Origin of the sequence: Streptomyces sp. NPDC059452 (assembly GCF_042750035.1) — a bacterium.
Classification (GTDB): Bacteria; Actinomycetota; Actinomycetes; order Streptomycetales; family Streptomycetaceae; genus Streptomyces.
In genome coordinates this window covers 77,234-94,514 of sequence record NZ_JBHYVE010000015.1, presented here as the reverse complement: position 1 = coordinate 94,514, position 17,281 = coordinate 77,234, and the positions used below count along the sequence as shown (strand labels likewise).

The window sequence follows — 17,281 nt, the reverse complement described above, 5'->3', positions numbered from 1 at the left end:
GCACCATGAGCGACATCGTCGTGAAGGACAGCAACGGAACCGTGCTGGCGGACGGTGACTCCGTGACCACGGTCAAGGACCTGAAGGTGAAGGGCACGTCGGAGACGCTCAAGCGCGGCACCCTGGTCAAGAACATCCGGCTCACCGGGCGTGCGGGTGAGATCGAGTGCAACACGAAGAAGGTCAAGGGGCTCGTGCTGAAGACCGAGTTCCTGAAGAAGGCCTGAACCGCCCGGCCCCCGGTTCGTCCGCCCCCTCGGTTCATCCCCCGGTTCATCCCCCCGGTTCATCCTCGCGTCCGGAAGGCGCGAGGATGAACCCATGGAGAAGAGATCTGGTGCGGGGCGCCGCGATGGGTTCCCGGTGTACGGAACGGGGACCCGTCGGTGAGTACGCCCCTGTACCGGCTGAAGGCCGAGTTCTTCAAGACGCTGGGGCATCCGGTCAGGATCAGGGTGCTCGAACTGCTCAGTGAGCGGGAGCACGCGGTCTCGGAGATGCTGGCCGAGGTGGGGGTCGAGGCCGCCCACCTCTCCCAGCAGTTGGCGGTGTTGCGCCGCGCCGGTCTGGTCACCGCGCGGCGGGAGGGGTCCGCCGTGTACTACACGCTGGCCAACCCGCAGGTGGCGGAGTTGCTGAGGGTGGCCCGGACGATCCTGACCGAGGTGCTGACGGGCCAGGCCGAGCTGCTGGCGGACCTGCGGGCGACCGGACCGGGGAGTGGCGAGGGGCCGGGGGGCGAGGGGGCGGCCGGTACGTGACGGATGCTCCGTAGCGACTGTCACGTACCGGCTGTCGCACAACGGTCAGCCCCCGTCACATACCGGTCGGTCCCTCTCGGTCGGCCTCTGCCGACGTCTGTCGACTTGTCGGCCCGCCTCGGTCGGCTTATCGGCCTACTCGTTCGCCGTCCGTACGGCCAGGGCCCGGCGCAGGTCGTCGAGCTGGTCGACCAGCTTGCGGTGGAGGGCCGGGGTGAGGGCCGGGTCCTTGAGGGCTCGGGTGCCGGTGGCGAGGCTGTCGGTGTCGATGGCGTACGCGGGGAAGGCGTGGCGCCCCGCCGCCTCCGCGATGGCGGGGCCCCGGCGGGCGGCGAGCGCGGTGGCGTCCGGGTAGAAACGGTCCACGTACGCGCTCAGGAGTTCCTCCTGGCCGGGCTGCCAGAAGCCCTGGGCGGTGGCGCTGAACAGGTAGTTGGACAGGGTGTCGTCGCCGAACATCGCCTGCCAGGCGGCGGCCTTGGCCTCGGGGGTGGGCAGGGCGGCCCGGCAGCGGGCGGCGCCTTCGCGGCCGGTGGCGCTGGGGTCGGCGGCGAGTTCGGCGTCGATGGCCGCCTCGTCGGTGGCGCCGAGGGCGGCGAGGCGGGTGAGGATGCGCCAGCGCAGCTCCGGGTCGAGCTCCGGTCCGCCGTGGACGGCGCCTTCGGCCAGCCAGCTCTGGAGGGTTTCGGGCTGGGTGGCGGCGTCGATGAAGTGGCGTACGGCGGTGAGGCGCAGCCCCGGGTGGGAGCCGTCCTCCGTCCGGCGGATGAGGTCGCGGCAGAGGCCGGTGAGGACGGCGAGGGCGCCCGGGCGGGCCTCGGGGGTGACGTAGCGGGCCGCGATCTGCCCGTCGGCGAAGGCGAGGACGCCCCGGACGAGGGCGAGGTCGCTCTCGTACGGGAGGTGGGTGGAGGCGGCGGCGAGGTAGCGCGCGGGGGCCAGCTCTCCGTCGCGGACCATGTCGCGGGCGGCGTTCCAGACGACGGCCCGGGTCAGGGCGTCGGGGATGGCGGAGAGGTGGCCGAGGGCGGTCTCCCAGGAGGCGGCGTCCAGCCGGATCTTGGCGTAGGTGAGGTCGCCGTCGTTGAGGACGACGAGGGCGGGGCGGCGGCCGGTGCGGACGGTGAGGGTGCCGTCGCCGGGGAGGTCGAGTTCGAAGCGGTCGCGGGGGGCGAGGTGGCCGGGGCCCGCCTGGGTGTTGAGGGCGTGGTCGAAGGTGGAGACGGTGATGCGGTGGGGGCGGGTGCCGTCGCGGTCGACGGCCAGCGCCCAGGACTGTCCGGCCTCGGTGGGGCCGGTGGGCTCGTGGACGTCGGCGGTGAGGGTGTCGACGCCGGTGGTGCGCAGCCATCGCTCGGCCCAGGCGTGGACGTCGCGGTCGGTGGCGGAGGCGAGGTTGTCGATGAAGTCGGCGAGGGTCGCGTTGCCGAACCTGTGCCGGGCGAAGTGGGTGTTGATCCCGGCGAGGAAGTCCTTCTCGCCGAGCCAGGCGACGAGTTGGCGGAGGGCGGAGGCGCCCTTGGCGTAGCTGATGCCGTCGAAGTTGAGGAGGGCGGAGGCGGTGTCGGGTACGGCGTCGGGGTCGGGGGCGACCGGGTGGGTGGAGGGGCGCTGGTCGGCGTCGTATCCCCAGCCCTTGCGGGCGACGCCGAAGTCGACCCAGGTGCCGGTGAAGTGCGTGGCTTCGCCGAGGGTCTGGTAGCCCATGTACTCGGCGAAGGACTCGTTGAGCCAGATGTCGTCCCACCAGCTCAGCGTGACGAGGTCGCCGAACCACATGTGGGCCATCTCGTGGGCGATGGTGACGGCGCGGCTCTGGCGTTCGGTGTCGGTGACGGCGGAGCGGAAGACGTATTCGTCGCGGAAGGTGACGAGGCCGGGGTTCTCCATGGCGCCCGCGTTGAACTCGGGGACGAAGGCCTGGTCGTAGGAGTCGAACGGGTAGGGCTCGTCGAACTTCTCGTGGAAGCGGTCGTAGCAGGCGCGGGTGATGCCCAGGATCTCGTCGGCGTCGGCGTCCAGGTGGGGCGCGAGGGAGCGCCGGCAGTGGAGGCCGAAGGGCAGTCCGGCGTGTTCGGTGGTGACCGAGTGCCAGGGGCCCGCGGCGATCGCGGTGAGGTAGGTGGAGATGAGGGGGGTGGGCGCGATGGTCCAGTGGCCCTGCCCCGTGTGTTCGGCGATGCCGTTGCCGAGGACGGTCCAGCCTTCGGGGGCGGTGACGTCGATGGCGAAGACGGACTTCAGGTCGGGCTGGTCGAAGGCGGCGAAGACGCGCTGGACGTCGTCGAGGAACATCTGGGTGTAGACGTACGTCTCGCCGTCGGCGGGGTCGGTGAAGCGGTGCATGCCCTCGCCGGTGCGCGAGTAGCTCATGGCGGCGTCCACGTGGAGTTCGTGGGGGCCGGGGGTGAGGCCGGTGAGGGGGTAGCGGTTCCCGTCCAGCAGGGCGGGGTCCAGGGGCTGTCCGTCCAGGGTGACCGAGCGCAGGGCGGCGGGCCTGACCTCGACGAAGGTGTCACCTGCGGTGCGGGCGGTGAACCGGATGACGGCCTTGGAGTCGAAGGTCTCCTCGCCGGTGGTGAGGTCGAGGGCGATCGTGTACCGCTCCACGTCGAGGAACTGGGCTCGGGTCTGCGCTTCGTCGCGCGTCAGTACGGACATGGGGCCATGCTGCCGTACCGCTCGGGGGCTGTGCAGGGGGGTTCTCACAGGGCTGAGAGGGACCGGGGAGCAGGGCTGAGAGGGACCGGGGGGCAGGGTCCGGAGCTCCCCGGGTGTGTGCGGTGGCCGTTGCCGTCGCGCCTCGGCCGGTACGTCTTGATCTTGAGGACGCATAGCCCGAAATGCACCTAACGACCCATCACTTGGGGCGTTTTCTTCCATTTTTTAATAGTTCTCACCGTTGAAATTTGGACAAGGCGTAGTACGACCCTAAAGTCGCATCGCACACGCATTCTTCACACCTTCCCCATGCCAGGAGCGGCCGGCTCATGCAAGGCACCATCGACGGTTTCAACTACGGCGCGGTGACCCCCCTGGTGGCCTATGTGATGGCCTGCCTGGGCAGCGCGCTGGGGCTGCGCTGCACCATCCGTTCGCTGCGCAACGACAGCTCCTGGAAGCCCGGCTGGCTCGCGCTCGGCGCGGCCGCCATCGGCTCGGGCATCTGGACGATGCACTTCATCGCCATGATGGGGTTCCGCGTGGCGGAGACGCCGGTGACCTACGACCTCCAGCAGACGATCCTGAGCCTCGTGGTCGCGATCGTGGTGGTCGGCGTGGGCGTCTTCATCGTGGGGTACCGGGGGGCGACCCGTACGGCGCTGCTGTCGGCGGGGCTGATCACTGGTCTCGGGGTCGCGGGGATGCACTACATCGGCATGGCGAGCATGCGGATGAACGGCCGGCTGGAATACGACCCCGTGGCCGTCACGCTCTCCATCGTGATCGCCGTCGTCGCCGCGACCGCCGCCCTCTGGGCCGCCGTGTCGGTCAAGGGCTTCCTGCCGAGCCTCGGTGCCAGCCTGGTGATGGGGGTCGCCGTCACCGGCATGCACTACACGGGCATGAGCGGCATCTCCGTGCGGCTGCACGAGGTGCACAACTCCCAGGCGCTCACCGGGGACACCGCGGTCTCGATCGTGCTGCCGATGATGATCGGGCCCCTGATGTTCCTGCTGCTGGCAGGCGTCGTCGTGATGTTCGACCCGATCCTCGTCCTCGGCGAGGGCGACTGGTCCGCCCCGGCCGCCCGGAGCATCGGCCGCACCGCTCCGGCCACCCCGGCGGCTCCGGTCACTCCTGCGGCTCCTGCCGCCCCGGCGCCTCCTGCCGCCCCGGCCTACGACCGGCCCGCCGAGTACGGGTCGGCGTACCCGCAGAGCTACGACCGCCCCACCGGCCCGGGGACGTCATACCCGCAGGCCTACGACGCCCCCGCCGACCCTGGACCGGCGTACCCCCAGAGCTACAACCGGCCCACCGACCCCGGGACGGCGTACCCGCCGCAGCCCGGTCCCCCGTCCAACCCCTCCTGGTGACGCGGGCGGGGGTCCGTCTCAGGCCCCCGCTGCCTCGCCGTTCCCCGCTTCCTCCGCGATGCGCTCGTGGTGGCGGATGACCTCGGCGATGATGAAGTTCAGCAGCTTCTCGGCGAAGGCCGGGTCCAGGTTGGCGCTCTGCGCCAGCTGCCGCAGCCGGGCGATCTGACGGGTCTCGCGGGCCGGGTCGGCGGGCGGCAGCCGGTGGTCGGCCTTGAGGCGGCCGACCTGCTGCGTGGCCTTGAAGCGCTCGGCGAGCATATGGACGACCGCCGCGTCGATGTTGTCGATGCTCTCGCGCAGCCGGTTCAGTTCCGCCTGGACGGATGCGTCGATCTCGCTCGTACTCATGGTCAGCGAGCTTAGACGTCCGCCGTCGCGGCGCGATCACCGGCAGTCGTACGTCCGCCTCCGCAGCCCGGTCACCGCCGGTCGTACGTCCGCCGCCCCACAGCCCGGTCACGGGCGTTCGTACGTCCGCCGTCACGCCCCGATCATCGGTGGGTCGTCCGGGTCGGGCACCTGGTCGCTCCAGCCGCCGGGCACGGTGCGCCCCTGCTGTTCGCGGAAGCGTACGGGGGCGGTGCCGACGCGGCGCGCGAAGAGCCGGGAGAAGTAGGCGGGGTCCTCGTAGCCGACCCGGCGGGCGACGGCGGCGACCGGGAGATCCGTGGCGGCGAGGAGCTCCTTGGCCCGGCCCAGGCGGATGGTGAGCAGGTAGTCCTTGGGGCTGCACCCGGCGCCGCGCCGTACGGCGGTGCGCAGTTCGGCGGGGGTCATGCCGTGCTTGGCGGCGTGCTCGGCGACCGAGAGCGGCTGGTAGGCGTCGCGGGCCAGCGCCTGGAGGACCGGGTCGCCATCGGGCCCGAGGTCGGCGCGGGCGCGGCGCAGCGAGACCAGGAGCTCGTGGACGGCGGCCCCGGTCTCCACCTCCAGGAGGGGGTTGCCGCGGCGGGCGGCGCGCACGATCCGGCCGACGGCGGCGCGGGGGGCGGCGGTGTCGGAGAGCGGGATCAGGGGGCGGTCGGGCTCGATGTAGCCGAGCTCGGTGTACGTGGTGGTGGCGGGGCCGGTGAAGTCGACGAAGCTCTCGTCCCAGCCGGTGCCGGGGTCGGCGCCGTAGTGGTGCGGGGTACCGGGGGTCAGCCAGATGAGGGCGGGTGCGGTGACGGGGGTGCGGCGCCCGTCGGGGCCGCTGAACCAGCCGGTGCCGGAGTTGACGATCACGGCCACGTGGTGGTCCAGGGTGCGGGGACCGACGGTGGGCAGCGCCCCGTGTTGCAGGCCGACGCCGAGGCAGACGAGGCCGAGGCGGTGGTGGAGCGGGCTGGGGGTGAAGAAGCGCATCCAGGTGTGGTACATCGCGTCCTTCCTCTCCCTGAGCGTCCCTGAGCGTCCCTGAGCAGTGCCTTGCGTCCAATCAGCAGCGATCTTTGTCCATGGACCCGGTGCGCGCCAGGGGTGAGAGTGGTCGGACCAATTCGCCCCGGGGCCTCCGGTCGCCGGATCGCCGGGCCTCCGGTCGCCGGGCCGCCGAGTCGCCGAGTCGCCGAGTCGCCGAGTCGCCGAGTCGCCAAGCACAGGAGCGTACGAGCACCATGACCGAGTTCACCGTGGGGGACGGCCACTTCCGGCTCGACGGGAAGCCCGTACGGCTGCTGTCGGGTGCCCTGCACTACTTCCGGGTGCACGAGGAGCAGTGGGGCCACCGGCTCTCGATGCTGGCGGCGATGGGGCTGAACTGCGTCGAGACGTATGTGCCGTGGAACCTGCACGAGCCGCGCGAGGGCGTGTACCGGGATGTCGGGGCGCTGGGCCGGTTCCTGGACGCGGTACGGGAGGCCGGGCTGTGGGCGATCGTCCGCCCGGGCCCGTACATCTGTGCCGAGTGGGAGAACGGGGGGCTGCCGGTCTGGGTGACGGGCCGGTTCGGGCGGCGGGTGCGGACGCGGGACGCGGGGTACCGGGCGGCGGTGGAGCGGTGGTTCCGGGAGCTGCTGCCGCAGGTGGTGGAGCGGGAGACCGGCCGGGGCGGTCCGGTGATCCTCGTCCAGGCGGAGAACGAGTACGGGAGTTACGGCAGCGACGCAGTGTATCTGGAGTGGCTGGCGGGGCTGCTGCGGGAGTGCGGGGTGTCGGTTCCCCTGTTCACCTCGGACGGCCCGGAGGACCACATGCTGACGGGCGGGTCCGTACCCGGGCTGCTGGCGACGGCCAACTTCGGTTCAGGCGCGCGGGAGGGGTTCGAGGTGCTGCGCCGCCATCAGCCGGAGGGGCCGCTGATGTGCATGGAGTTCTGGTGCGGCTGGTTCGACCACTGGGGGGCCGAACCGGTCGTACGTGATCCGGGGCAGGCGGCCGGTGCCCTGCGGGAGATCCTGGAGTGCGGGGCTTCGGTGAACGTCTACATGGCGCACGGTGGCACGAACTTCGCGGGCTGGGCGGGGGCGAACCGTTCCGGCCCGGTGCAGGACGGGGAGCTCCAGCCGACGGTGACGTCGTACGACTATGACGCGCCGGTCGACGAGTACGGGCGGGCCACGGAGAAGTTCCGGCTGTTCCGGAAGGTGCTCCAGGAGTACGCCGAGGGCCCGCTGCCCGCGCTGCCGCCGGAGCCGGAGGGCTTGGCCGTACCGGTGCGGGCGGAGCTGGACGGATGGGCCGGGCTCAACGACGTACTGGAGGCACTGGGTGATCCGGAGGGACCGGAGCCGGGGGTGGCGCCCACCTTCGAGGAGCTGGGTGTGGACCGGGGCCTGGTGCGCTACCGGGTCGCGGTGCCGGGCCCGCGCATCCCGTATCCGCTGCGTGCGGCGGGGCTGCGGGACCGGGCGGTGGTGTACGTGGACGGGGTGCGGGCGGGGGTGCTGACCGAGGGGAACGACACGCTGCCGGAGCCGGTGGCGGGTCCGGCGGAGGTGGAGCTGTGGGTGGAGTCGCTGGGCCGGGTCAACTACGGGCCGCGCCTGGGTGAGGCGAAGGGGATCACGGGCGGGGTGCTGCACGAGCGGCAGTACCTGCACGGTGTACGGGCCCGGGGGCTGCGGCTGGACGCCTTCGAGGAGGCGGGCGCGGTGGCGGGGGTGCCGTTCGGGCCGGTGCCGGGGGTCACAGGAGGGACGGGGCTGTTCCGGGGGACGGTCACCGTCGCGGGGACGGAGGGTGTCGGTCACGCGGGGCTGCGGCTGCCCGGCTGGACGCGGGGCTTCGTCTGGGTGAACGGCTTCTGCCTGGGCCGGTACTGGTCCGCGGGCCCGCAGGAGACGCTGTACGTGCCGGGCCCGGTGCTCCGCGAGGGCGTCAACGAGGTGTGGGTGCTGGAGCTGGAGGGGGCGGGCGAGCCGTACGTGGAGCTGGGCCCGGGGGCACCCGTACGGTTGGGCACTTCCGAGCCCGGTCCGGAGGCACCCGTACAGTCCGGTACCCCCGAGCCCGGTCCGGGGGCACCCGTACCGTCGGGCACCCCCGGGGTGGTTCAGCCCTGATCACCCGCAGGGGCGCGGGTGGTGGGGACGGGCGTCAGAGCGTGGCGGCGGCTGAGGCGATGGCGGTGGCGAAGGTCGAGACCTCGGCGTAGACGCCCGGGTAGCCGGGCCGGGCGCAGCCGTAACCCCAGCTGACGATGCCGACCTGGACCCACTCATTGGCGTTGTCCTTGCGGAACATCGGGCCGCCGGAGTCACCCTGGCAGGTGTCGATTCCGCCGGTGTCGGGGTATCCGGCGCAGATCTCCTCGGCCGCGACGAAGCTGCTGCCGTAGGCGGCGCGGCAGGCGGCGTCCGAGACGAACGGGACGTTGGCCTTGAGGAGGTAGCGCTGCTGGCTGCCGCCCTCGCGGTTGGCGCCCCAGCCGGCGACGGTGAAGGTGCCCTGGTTGTACGCGGTCGTGGTGGCGATCTTGAGGGTGGGCTGGTTGATGGGCTGGGCGAGCTTGATCAGCGCCCAGTCCTTGCCGGTGCCGTTGTAGCCCGGGGCGCGCAGCACCTTGGTGGAGCGGACCTTGACGGCGTTGGGCGACTGGAGGTCGACGACGCCTCCGGTGACGGTGATCGAGGTGTTGTTGCCCGATCCGTTCACGCAGTGGGCGGCGGTGAGGACGATGTCCTGGGCGTAGAGGGAGCCGCCGCAGCCCATGGAGAGCCGGACCATGAAGGGGAACTCGCCCTGGGCGGCGCGGGATCCGCCGACGACGGGGTTGGGGGCGGCGGAGGCGGTGAGGGGCTGGAGGCCGACGGTCGCGATGGCGACGGCTGCTATGACGACGGAACATCTCTTCAGCGCACGCAGGAGCTGCTTCACGGATGTGCCTTCTTTCGTGGGGGGTTGCGGTGGGAACCGTGACGGGGCATACCAATGTGCGCCACACACCCGAACATTCGTCATGCACCCGTCAAGGCGATCCGATTATCGGGAGCCGGTGACCGCCGCCACAAGGCGCACTTTTCGGCCAGGTCCGCGGGCGGCCGTCTCCCCCTCCGCGCGGCACCCCGGCCTACAGTGGAGGTCCGTCACAGGGGAGGTCCGTCGAGGGCGGGGGTTCCCGAGGGAGCGGATGGGGGTACGGACGTGAGCAACGGCAGTCCGGGCGCACCGGTCGTCCACGGCTTTCCGCATCTGGACACGGTCCGGTCCGCGATCACCGCGCTGTACCGGCGGCTCTCCCCCGATGGCGTCCACTCCTACGGCACCAGCCTGGTCCCCTCCGACGCGGCCTTCTCCGACGCGGACGATCTCCATCTGGGCGCCCAGCGGGTGGCCCGCGCCCTGGTCCACCATCTGCATCTGCCCGACGCCCGCATGATCGTCGGCTTCCGCACGATGGAGCACGCGGCGAGTGTGGAACTGGCCGCCGGGCCGGAGTACTTCATCGAGCTCAACGACCGTTTCCGCACCCACCGCAGGGACATCGGCGCGGCGCTGGCCCACGAGATCACCCATGTCCTGCTGCACCGGCTGGGCCTGGAGTTCCCCGGCACGCGGAACAACGAGATCCTCACCGACACGGTGACCGCCTATCTCGGCGCGGGCTGGCTGCTGCTGGACGCCTTCCGGGAGGACGCCACCTCCCGGCAGAAGCTCGGCTATCTGACCCCGGAGGAGTTCGGATACGTCCTGGCCAAGCGGGCGTTGGTGTTCGACGAGGACCCCTCGCCGTGGTTCACCAGCCCGCAGGCGTACACGGCCTACACCAAGGGGCGGGCGCAGGCCCTGCACGATCTGCGCAGGCCTCCGCTGGCCGACGCCGGCTGGGCGGGGCGGCGGCGCTATGCCAAGGACCGGCGGTACGCCCGGGACCACCCCGGCACGGGCACGGACCCGGGTCTTCCGTACGCCTTCGAGACCGGCGCCGAGGGGCTGCGGGTCTCCTTCCCCTGCCCCACCTGCCACCAGCGCATCCGGCTCCCCGTCCGGGGCCGGGTCGCCGCGCGGTGCGGGCTGTGCCGCACACGACTGGAGTGCGACACGTAGGCATGGTTTCGGCCACCGTAGGCTCGAAACATGATGAACGAGCCGATCAGGGACGAACCAAGCCTGTTCGATGCGCTGTACGAGGACGATGACGCTGTCGTACGGGCGCTGCGCGCGGGTGCGCAGGCCGAGTCGAGCGATGAGGAGGGGGAGACGGCGCTCTATCTTGCGGCGGTCCAGGACCGGCCGGGAGCGGTACGGCTGCTGCTCGCGGCGGGCGCCGACCCGAACCGGGCGAGCGGCCCCGAGGCGGGTGACCTGCCGTTGTGCGGGGCGGCGTGCGGCGGGCACACCGAGGTGGTGGAGGCGCTGCTGATGGCCGGGGCGCGGCCGGATCTGCGCGAGGAGTTCGGGTTCACGGCGCTGCGCTGGGCGGTGGGGCTGGGCCACGCCTCCACGGTGAAGGTGCTGCTCGCCGGGGGCGCGGACCCGTTGCTGCCCGGTCCCCGGGGGGAGGCGATGCTGGTCCTGGCGGCGGAGCGCGGCTCGCTGCGGACGGTGCGGGCGCTGCTGGAGTACGGGGCCGGGGCGGCGGGGCAGGATGCGGTGGTGGGCGTGGCGCTGGCCGAGGCGCGGCGGCTGGCCGGCCTCGACCCGGAGCGGGAGCTGCTGCGGCGGCTGGAGGAGACGTACGGCCCCGGGCTCGACGCGGTGGTCCGGCGGGACGTGGTCGACGGCGAGGAGACGGTGACCGTGGAGCTGCTGCGGGACGGGGAGCCGATGGCGGGGGCGGACCTGCACACGGGGCACGGGGAGATCGTGGCGCTGCTGGAGGGGCGGGGGTGAACCGCGGCCCCGCCGGAGGGGGTTACGCCCGGCGCTTCTCCCACTCTGCCCGGGTGAGTACGTACTCCACCTCGCCGTGCTCCGAGCCCTCGATGGGGTCCGGCCACTCCTCGGTGTAGGCGCGGAGGAAGGTGAGCCCCGTCTTCTCCATCACCCGCCGGGACGCCGCGTTGACGGCCATGGTGTTGGCGGTGACGCGCTGCACCCCGAGGTCGGTGAACCCCTTGTCCACGAGGGCCCGTGCGCCCTCGGTGGCGTAACCCCGGCCCCAGGCGGCCCTGTTGAGCCGGTAGCCGAGCTCGACGACGGCGGGGACGTGGTCGGCCAGGGGCCGCAGCTCGAACCAGCCGAGGAAGCCCCCGGTGGCCTTCTCCTCCACGGCCCAGAACCCGCGGGTCCCGGTGCCCGGGTGGTCGTGGAGGAGCCTCGGCAGGGTCCGCTCCCGGATCTCCTCGCGGCTGACCGGGCGGCCGCCGTTGATGTACCGCATGACCTCGGGGTCGTTGTCGAGGGCGAGCAGGTGGGGGACATCGGCCCCCGTGAACGGGCGCAGGATGAGCCGGTCGGTCTCCAGGAAGGCGGGCATGCGGTGATCCTCTCCGTACGCGGCGGGGTCCCGCCACCGGACGGGCGCGGGGCTCACAGGCCCAGCGGGTGGATGCGGAAGGTCAGCCCCTCCGGGCTCCTCAGCCGGGCGCGGGGCCGGCCGCACTCCCGGGACAGGGTGACGAGGCCGCATTCGTGCGCGCAGGCCCGGGTGACGACGCCTTCCACGTCGTGCACGCCGATGGCCAGCTCCCACTGCGGTGCGGAGGCCGCTCCGTAGGGGCCCTGGGCGAATATGGCGCGGGCGAGAGGGGCGCCCGTCACCTCGGTGTAGAAGTCCCGGGCCCGCTTCGGGTCTTCGCAGACCAGGACCATACGGTGGGGGGCGGCCTCGATGTGGGGCGCACCCTTGTCCTCCTCCGGGGTCGGTACCGGCCACCCCGCGTACCCGGACGGCCGCCAGAGGGAGAAGACCGCTCCCGCCGGGTCGATCAGGGTGGCGATCCGGCCCTGGTCGCCCGCGTCGAAGGGCGGAAGGACGATCTGCGCCCCGTGCTCCGCCGCCACGGCCGTACGGGTGTCCACGTCGTCGACCGCAAGGTAGTAGGCGGTATGGGCGGGGGTGCCCGGCGGGTAGACCGGCTGGGCGAGGTCGCTGACCCCGCCGATGCGGTGGCCTCCGGCGGAGAACTTCACGGCCCGGCGCCAGTCCTCCTCGTCCACGGCGAAGTCCCAGCCGAGCACCGAGGAGAAGAAGGCTGCGGTGCCGGAGGGGTCGTGGGTCTTGAGGTCCATCCAGCAGAACTCGTTCAGGGGGCCGTGCCGCGTCATCGTGCGCTCCTCAGGTGTCCCCTGCTGGATACCGGACGCCCGGACGCCTCAGCAACCGAATAACTCCCCCCGCACGCGCCGTACGAGACCGCCGTACGAGATCGCCATAGGGGATCGCCGTACGAGACCGCCACGCAAGATCACCGTACGAGACTGCTGTGCAAGATCGCCGTACGAGATCGCTGCGCAAGGCCACGTACGAGATCGCCTACGACGCCCCGTACACCCCCTGCGCCACCTCCGCGTCCGCCAGCAGCCGCCGTACGGTCTCCCCCGCCTCGGCCGGGGATCTGCGCGCGCCCCGGTCGTCGGTGGGGCCCGGGCGCCAGCCCTCCATGACGGTGATGCGGCCCGCCTCGGCCTCGAAGACGCGGCCGGTCACCCCGTCGCTCGCGGCGGAGCCGAGCCAGACGACGAGGGGCGAGACGTTCTCGGGGGCCATCGCGTCGAACTCCCCCTCCCCCGGGGCCGCCATCGCCTCGGCGAAGGTCTGCTCGGTCATCCGGGTCCGGGCGGCCGGGGCGAGGGCGTTGACGTGGACTCCGTACCGGCCCAGTTCCGCCGCCGCCACCAGGGTGAGGGCGACGATCCCGGCCTTGGCGGCCGCGTAGTTGCCCTGGCCGACGCTGCCGAGGAGCCCGGCGCCGGAGCTGGTGTTGATCACCCGGGCGACGGGCGTGCGGCCCGCCTTGGCCTCGGCCCGCCAGTGGGCGGCGGCGTGCTTCAGGGGCAGGAAGTGGCCCTTGAGGTGGACGCGCATCACCGCGTCCCAGTCGTCCTCGTCCAGGTTGACGAGCATCCGGTCCCGGAGGAAACCCGCGTTGTTGACCAGGGTGTCGAGGTGGCCGAAGGCGTCCAGGGCGGTGGTGACCAGGGAGGCGGCGCCCTCGGCGGTGGCGATGTCCCCGTCATGGACGACCGCCTCACCGCCCGCCGCCACGATCTCCTCGACGACCCGGCGGGCGGGGCCGCCCGAGCCGCCGTCGCCGCCGGGCCCGACGCCGAGGTCGTTGACGACGACTGCCGCCCCTTCGGCTGCGAAGGCGAGCGCGTGGGCCCGGCCGAGGCCGCGTCCGGCGCCCGTGACGGCGACGACCCGGCCCGCGCAGAGCCGTCCGGTGGGGGGTGTGGTCATCGCATCTCCCGTTCGTGTGGGCCCGGTTGGCGGGCGGGGGTGTGACTGCTACCGTCCACCTAACAAATGTTTGGTGGAAAGGTAGCTGATCCTCCGATGACTGTCTCCACCGCGTCTCCGGCCGGGGCCGAGGGCGTCCGCGTCGTCACCGTCGACCACCCGCCCGTCAACGCGCTCCCCGTGCGGGGCTGGTACGAGCTGGCCGACGCCGTCCGGGCGGCGGGCCGCGACCCGGAGGTGCGCTGCGTCGTGCTGGCCGCCGCCGGGCGCGGGTTCAGCGCGGGGGTCGACATCAAGGAGTTGCAGCGCGATCCGGGGAACGCGGCGCTGATCGGCGTCAACCGGGGGTGTGCGGAGGCGTTCGAGGCCGTGTACGCGTGCGAGGTCCCGGTCGTCGCGGCCGTGCAGGGGTTCTGCCTCGGGGGCGGTATCGGCCTCGTCGGGAACGCGGACGCGATCGTGGCGGGCGAGGACGCCGTCTTCGGCCTGCCGGAGCTGGACCGGGGCGCGCTCGGGGCGGCGACCCATCTGGCCCGGCTGGTCCCGCAACACCTGATGCGGACGCTGTACTACACCTCGCGCACGGTGACGGCGGCCGAACTGCTCGCCCACGGCTCGGTCTGGCGGGTCGTGCCGGTGGATGAACTGCTGGAGAAAGCGGTGGAGTTGGCGGCCGAGATCGCCCGTAAGGACGGCCATCTGCTGCGGCTGGCCAAGGCCGCGCTCAACGGCATCGACCCCGTCGACGTACAGCGCAGCTACCGCTTCGAGCAGGGCTTCACCTTCGAGGCGAGCCTGTCCGGGACCGCCGGCCGGGTCCGTGACACCTTCGGCAAGGAGGCCTGAGAGATGACCGACCGGCCCGCCGCCGCCCGCGACAAGACCATGACACCCGAGGAGGTCGTCGCCCGGCTGGAGAGCGGCATGACCATCGGCATCGGCGGCTGGGGTTCGCGCCGCAAGCCGATGGCCCTGGTCAGGGCGTTGCTCCGCTCCCCCGTCACCGATCTGACGGTGGTCTCCTACGGTGGCCCGGATGTCGGCCTGCTCGCGGCGGCGGGCCGGATCTCCCGCCTGGTCACGGCGTTCGTGACGCTCGACTCGATCCCGCTGGAGCCGCACTACCGGGCGGCCCGGCAACGGGGGGCGTTCGCGCTGACGGAGATCGACGAGGCGATGTTCATGTGGGGGCTGCACGCGGCCGCCAACCGGCTGCCGTTCCTGCCGGTGCGGGCGGGGCTCGGATCCGATGTGATGCGGGTCAACCCCGAGCTGCGGACGGTGACTTCACCGTACGAGGACGGGGAGGAGTTCGTCGCGGTACCGGCCCTGCGGATGGACGCGGCGCTGGTCCACCTGAACCGGGCGGACCGGCTGGGCAACGGCCAGTATCTGGGCCCCGACCCGTACTTCGACGATCTGTTCTGCGAGGCGGCGGACACGGCGTACGTCTCCTGCGAACGGCTGGTGGACACAGCGGAGTTGACGGGGGAGTCCGGCGCGGCCCCGCAGACGCTCCTGATCCGGCGGCACTCCGTCACGGGGGTCGTCGAGACGCCGGGCGGCGCGCACTTCACCTCGTGCGTTCCCGACCATCCGCGCGACGAGCCGTTCCAGAAGGCGTATGCGGCTGCGGCGGCGGACCCGGCGGCCTGGGCGGAGTTCAGTGCGCGCTTCCTGCCTCCGGACGGCGACGAGAAGGGCTACCAGCAGGCGGTCCGCACCTGGCACGAGGAGCAGAAGTGAACACACCCGGCACTGTTGCCGCGACCCGCGCCGAGTACTGCGTGATCGCCTGTGCGGAGGCCTGGCTCGGTGACGGGGAGGTGCTGGCCAGCCCGATGGGCGCGGTCCCGTCCATCGGCGCCCGGCTGGCCCGGCTGACCTTCGCCCCCGAACTCCTGCTCACGGACGGCGAGTCGACGATCGTCGGCCCGGACGGCGAGACGGAGGGCTGGCTCCCCTACCGCAAGCACCTCGCCCTGGTCACCGGCGGCAGGCGGCACGTGATGATGGGCGCGAGTCAGATCGACCGGTTCGGCAACCAGAACATCTCCTGCATCGGCGACTGGGAGCAGCCTGCCCGCCAGCTCCTGGGAGTGCGCGGAGCACCGGTCAACACCCTCAACAACCCGGTGAGTTACTGGATCCCCCGGCACTCGCCCCGGGTCTTCGTCGAGCGGGTCGACATGGTCTGCGGGGTCGGCCACGACAACGCGCGGGCGGCGGGCCCTTCGGCCACGCGCTTCCACCGCATCCCTCAAGTCATCAGTGATCTGGGGGTGTTCGACTTCGCGACCCCGGACCGTTCGATGCGGCTGGCCTCGGTCCACCCGGGCGTCACGGTGGCCATGGTCCGCGAAGCGACGGGCTTCGCGCTGACGGTCCCCGACGCGGTCCCGTACACCCGGGACCCCTCCCCCGCCGAACTCGCCCTGATCCGCGAGGTCATCGACCCCTCGGCCACCCGCGACCGTGAGGTACGGCCCTGATGCGCACGGCGTTCACCGACCTCGCGGGCGTCCGGTACCCGATCGTGCAGACGGGGATGGGCTGGGTCTCCGGCCCGCGTCTGGTCACGGCGACCGCGCGGGCGGGGGCGCTCGGCATCCTGGCCTCCGCGACCATGACCCCGGACCAACTGCGGTCCGCCGTACGGGAGGTGAAGTCCCGGACGGACGACCCGTTCGGCGTGAACCTGCGCGCGGACGCCGGGGACGCGCGGGAGCGGGTGCGGATCATCGTCGAGGAGGGCGTACGGGTGGCGTCGTTCGCGCTCGCCCCGTCGCGGGAGCTCATCGCGGAGCTGAAGGACGCGGGTGTGGTGGTCGTCCCGTCGGTGGGGGCCCGGCGCCATGCGGAGAAGGTCGCGGCCTGGGGCGCGGACGCGGTGATCGTGCAGGGCGGCGAGGGCGGCGGCCACACGGGGGACGTGGCGACGACGGTGCTGCTGCCGCAGGTGGTCGACGCGGTGGACATCCCGGTGGTCGCGGCGGGCGGTTTCCACGACGGGCGCGGGCTGGTGGCGGCGCTGGCGTACGGGGCGGCGGGCGTCGCGATGGGCACCCGGTTCCTGCTGACCTCGGAGTCGACGGTGCCGGATGCGGTGAAGGCCCGATATCTGGCGGCCACGGTCAGGGACATCACCCTGACGAGGGCCGTGGACGGGCTGCCGCACCGGATGCTCCGTACGGAGATGGTGGCGGAGCTGGAGGGTGCGGGCCGCCTGCGCTCACTGGCACGGGCGGTGCGCCGGGCGTCCCGCTTCCGCCGGATCTCCGGCCTGAGCTGGCCGGGCATGGTGCGGGACGGCTTGGCACTGCGGCACGGAAAGGAGCTGACCTGGAGCCAGGTGCTGCTGGCCGCGAACACGCCGATGCTGCTGAGGGCGGCCATGGTGGACGGCCGCACGGATGTCGGCATCATGGCGTCGGGCCAGGTGGCGGCCCTGATCGAGGACCTGCCGAACGTGGCGGAGCTGGTGACCCGGATCATGCGGGAGGCGGACGAGGCGTTGGCGGCCCTGCCCGGCCGTTGACGAAGCTCTGGCAGCCCTGCCCGGCCGTCGACGAAGCTCTGGTGGCCCTGCCCGGCCGACCAGGGGCCGGGCCCGCACATCACGTCCCGGGCGGCAAAATCCAGCCCGTCCGGCGCTTGAGGACACCCACGTTGTCCGGCGACCGGGGCGGGGCCCTTCGGGGCTCTGCCCCGGA

17 protein-coding genes are annotated in these 17,281 nt (G+C 72.4%); 10 read left to right on the top strand and 7 right to left on the bottom strand.

The window, feature by feature from the left end:
* The first annotated feature begins 5 nt into the window (after positions 1-5).
* The gene (locus ACFW9Z_RS20765) at positions 6-227 is read left to right on the top strand and encodes an alkylphosphonate utilization protein (protein ID WP_030079631.1); all 222 of its coding nucleotides are present in this window, start codon (positions 6-8) and stop codon (positions 225-227) included.
* A gap of 159 nt (positions 228-386) precedes the next feature.
* Positions 387-761 carry an ArsR/SmtB family transcription factor gene (locus tag ACFW9Z_RS20760; RefSeq protein WP_384642803.1) on the top strand — a complete coding sequence of 125 codons (375 nt, stop codon included), beginning with the start codon at positions 387-389 and terminating at the stop codon, positions 759-761.
* Positions 762-896: 135 nt separating this feature from the next.
* On the opposite strand, the gene pepN is transcribed toward ACFW9Z_RS20760, so the two are convergent.
* On the bottom strand, positions 897-3,422 hold the full coding sequence (gene pepN, locus ACFW9Z_RS20755; RefSeq protein WP_384642800.1) for an aminopeptidase N: 2,526 nt from the start codon (positions 3,420-3,422) through the stop codon (positions 897-899).
* A gap of 329 nt (positions 3,423-3,751) precedes the next feature.
* Between pepN and ACFW9Z_RS20750 the strand changes: the two genes are divergently transcribed.
* The gene (locus ACFW9Z_RS20750; protein ID WP_384642798.1) at positions 3,752-4,801 is read left to right on the top strand and encodes an MHYT domain-containing protein; all 1,050 of its coding nucleotides are present in this window, start codon (positions 3,752-3,754) and stop codon (positions 4,799-4,801) included.
* Positions 4,802-4,819: 18 nt separating this feature from the next.
* On the opposite strand, the gene ACFW9Z_RS20745 is transcribed toward ACFW9Z_RS20750, so the two are convergent.
* The gene (locus tag ACFW9Z_RS20745; RefSeq protein ID WP_384642795.1) at positions 4,820-5,152 is read right to left on the bottom strand and encodes a chorismate mutase; all 333 of its coding nucleotides are present in this window, start codon (positions 5,150-5,152) and stop codon (positions 4,820-4,822) included.
* Positions 5,153-5,284: 132 nt separating this feature from the next.
* Positions 5,285-6,163: an AraC family transcriptional regulator gene (locus ACFW9Z_RS20740; RefSeq protein WP_384642793.1), complete on the bottom strand. Its 879-nt coding sequence runs from the start codon at positions 6,161-6,163 to the stop codon at positions 5,285-5,287.
* Between the two features lie 236 nt (positions 6,164-6,399).
* Here ACFW9Z_RS20740 and ACFW9Z_RS20735 point away from each other — a divergent pair, with 236 nt between their 5' ends.
* Positions 6,400-8,286 carry a beta-galactosidase family protein gene (locus ACFW9Z_RS20735; protein ID WP_384642790.1) on the top strand — a complete coding sequence of 629 codons (1,887 nt, stop codon included), beginning with the start codon at positions 6,400-6,402 and terminating at the stop codon, positions 8,284-8,286.
* 34 nt (positions 8,287-8,320) lie between these two features.
* Here the strand turns inward: ACFW9Z_RS20735 and ACFW9Z_RS20730 are convergent, their stop codons facing one another.
* Positions 8,321-9,100, bottom strand: a complete 780-nt coding sequence (locus ACFW9Z_RS20730) for a S1 family peptidase (RefSeq protein WP_384642787.1) — start codon at positions 9,098-9,100, stop codon at positions 8,321-8,323.
* A gap of 267 nt (positions 9,101-9,367) precedes the next feature.
* Here ACFW9Z_RS20730 and ACFW9Z_RS20725 point away from each other — a divergent pair, with 267 nt between their 5' ends.
* Both ACFW9Z_RS20725 and ACFW9Z_RS20720 read left to right on the top strand, forming a co-directional pair.
* Positions 9,368-10,270 carry a hypothetical protein gene (locus ACFW9Z_RS20725; RefSeq protein WP_384642785.1) on the top strand — a complete coding sequence of 301 codons (903 nt, stop codon included), beginning with the start codon at positions 9,368-9,370 and terminating at the stop codon, positions 10,268-10,270.
* 30 nt (positions 10,271-10,300) lie between these two features.
* Positions 10,301-11,056: an ankyrin repeat domain-containing protein gene (locus ACFW9Z_RS20720; RefSeq protein WP_384642782.1), complete on the top strand. Its 756-nt coding sequence runs from the start codon at positions 10,301-10,303 to the stop codon at positions 11,054-11,056.
* A gap of 22 nt (positions 11,057-11,078) precedes the next feature.
* Here the strand turns inward: ACFW9Z_RS20720 and ACFW9Z_RS20715 are convergent, their stop codons facing one another.
* From ACFW9Z_RS20715 to ACFW9Z_RS20705, 3 genes are all read right to left on the bottom strand, one after another.
* Positions 11,079-11,642, bottom strand: a complete 564-nt coding sequence (locus ACFW9Z_RS20715) for a GNAT family N-acetyltransferase (protein WP_384642779.1) — start codon at positions 11,640-11,642, stop codon at positions 11,079-11,081.
* A gap of 53 nt (positions 11,643-11,695) precedes the next feature.
* On the bottom strand, positions 11,696-12,433 hold the full coding sequence (locus ACFW9Z_RS20710; protein WP_384642777.1) for a VOC family protein: 738 nt from the start codon (positions 12,431-12,433) through the stop codon (positions 11,696-11,698).
* A gap of 208 nt (positions 12,434-12,641) precedes the next feature.
* Complete coding sequence (locus tag ACFW9Z_RS20705; protein ID WP_384642774.1) at positions 12,642-13,568, bottom strand: SDR family oxidoreductase; 927 nt, start codon at positions 13,566-13,568, stop codon at positions 12,642-12,644.
* Between the two features lie 96 nt (positions 13,569-13,664).
* On the opposite strand from ACFW9Z_RS20705, the gene ACFW9Z_RS20700 reads away from it, so the two are divergent.
* From ACFW9Z_RS20700 to ACFW9Z_RS20685, 4 genes are read left to right on the top strand one after another with little or no spacing between them, the layout of a single operon-like run.
* A complete protein-coding gene (locus ACFW9Z_RS20700; RefSeq protein ID WP_384642771.1) occupies positions 13,665-14,414 on the top strand; it encodes an enoyl-CoA hydratase family protein in 750 nt (249 codons plus the stop codon).
* Between the two features lie 3 nt (positions 14,415-14,417).
* Positions 14,418-15,314, top strand: a complete 897-nt coding sequence (locus tag ACFW9Z_RS20695; RefSeq protein ID WP_384642768.1) for a CoA transferase subunit A — start codon at positions 14,418-14,420, stop codon at positions 15,312-15,314.
* Positions 15,311-16,060 (top strand): CoA-transferase subunit beta, encoded by a 750-nt coding sequence (locus ACFW9Z_RS20690; RefSeq protein ID WP_384642765.1) that lies wholly within the window; start codon positions 15,311-15,313, stop codon positions 16,058-16,060. The genes ACFW9Z_RS20695 and ACFW9Z_RS20690 overlap by 4 nt, the downstream gene beginning before the upstream one ends.
* Positions 16,060-17,106 carry an NAD(P)H-dependent flavin oxidoreductase gene (locus ACFW9Z_RS20685; protein WP_384642762.1) on the top strand — a complete coding sequence of 349 codons (1,047 nt, stop codon included), beginning with the start codon at positions 16,060-16,062 and terminating at the stop codon, positions 17,104-17,106. Before ACFW9Z_RS20690 ends, ACFW9Z_RS20685 begins: the two co-directional genes overlap by 1 nt.
* Positions 17,107-17,281: the final 175 nt, after the last annotated feature.

What these genes read in the sequence shown, in the direction of transcription:
- ACFW9Z_RS20765 (WP_030079631.1), top strand. Translation starts at nt 6, where the DNA reads ATGAGCGACATCGTCGTGAAGGACAGCAACGGAACCGTGCTGGCGGAC.
- pepN (WP_384642800.1), bottom strand. Translation starts at nt 3,422, where the DNA reads ATGTCCGTACTGACGCGCGACGAAGCGCAGACCCGAGCCCAGTTCCTC.
- ACFW9Z_RS20750 (WP_384642798.1), top strand. Translation starts at nt 3,752, where the DNA reads ATGCAAGGCACCATCGACGGTTTCAACTACGGCGCGGTGACCCCCCTG.
- ACFW9Z_RS20745 (WP_384642795.1), bottom strand. Translation starts at nt 5,152, where the DNA reads ATGAGTACGAGCGAGATCGACGCATCCGTCCAGGCGGAACTGAACCGG.
- ACFW9Z_RS20740 (WP_384642793.1), bottom strand. Translation starts at nt 6,163, where the DNA reads ATGTACCACACCTGGATGCGCTTCTTCACCCCCAGCCCGCTCCACCAC.
- ACFW9Z_RS20735 (WP_384642790.1), top strand. Translation starts at nt 6,400, where the DNA reads ATGACCGAGTTCACCGTGGGGGACGGCCACTTCCGGCTCGACGGGAAG.
- ACFW9Z_RS20720 (WP_384642782.1), top strand. Translation starts at nt 10,301, where the DNA reads ATGATGAACGAGCCGATCAGGGACGAACCAAGCCTGTTCGATGCGCTG.
- ACFW9Z_RS20715 (WP_384642779.1), bottom strand. Translation starts at nt 11,642, where the DNA reads ATGCCCGCCTTCCTGGAGACCGACCGGCTCATCCTGCGCCCGTTCACG.
- ACFW9Z_RS20710 (WP_384642777.1), bottom strand. Translation starts at nt 12,433, where the DNA reads ATGACGCGGCACGGCCCCCTGAACGAGTTCTGCTGGATGGACCTCAAG.
- ACFW9Z_RS20705 (WP_384642774.1), bottom strand. Translation starts at nt 13,568, where the DNA reads ATGACCACACCCCCCACCGGACGGCTCTGCGCGGGCCGGGTCGTCGCC.
- ACFW9Z_RS20700 (WP_384642771.1), top strand. Translation starts at nt 13,665, where the DNA reads ATGACTGTCTCCACCGCGTCTCCGGCCGGGGCCGAGGGCGTCCGCGTC.
- ACFW9Z_RS20695 (WP_384642768.1), top strand. Translation starts at nt 14,418, where the DNA reads ATGACCGACCGGCCCGCCGCCGCCCGCGACAAGACCATGACACCCGAG.
- ACFW9Z_RS20685 (WP_384642762.1), top strand. Translation starts at nt 16,060, where the DNA reads ATGCGCACGGCGTTCACCGACCTCGCGGGCGTCCGGTACCCGATCGTG.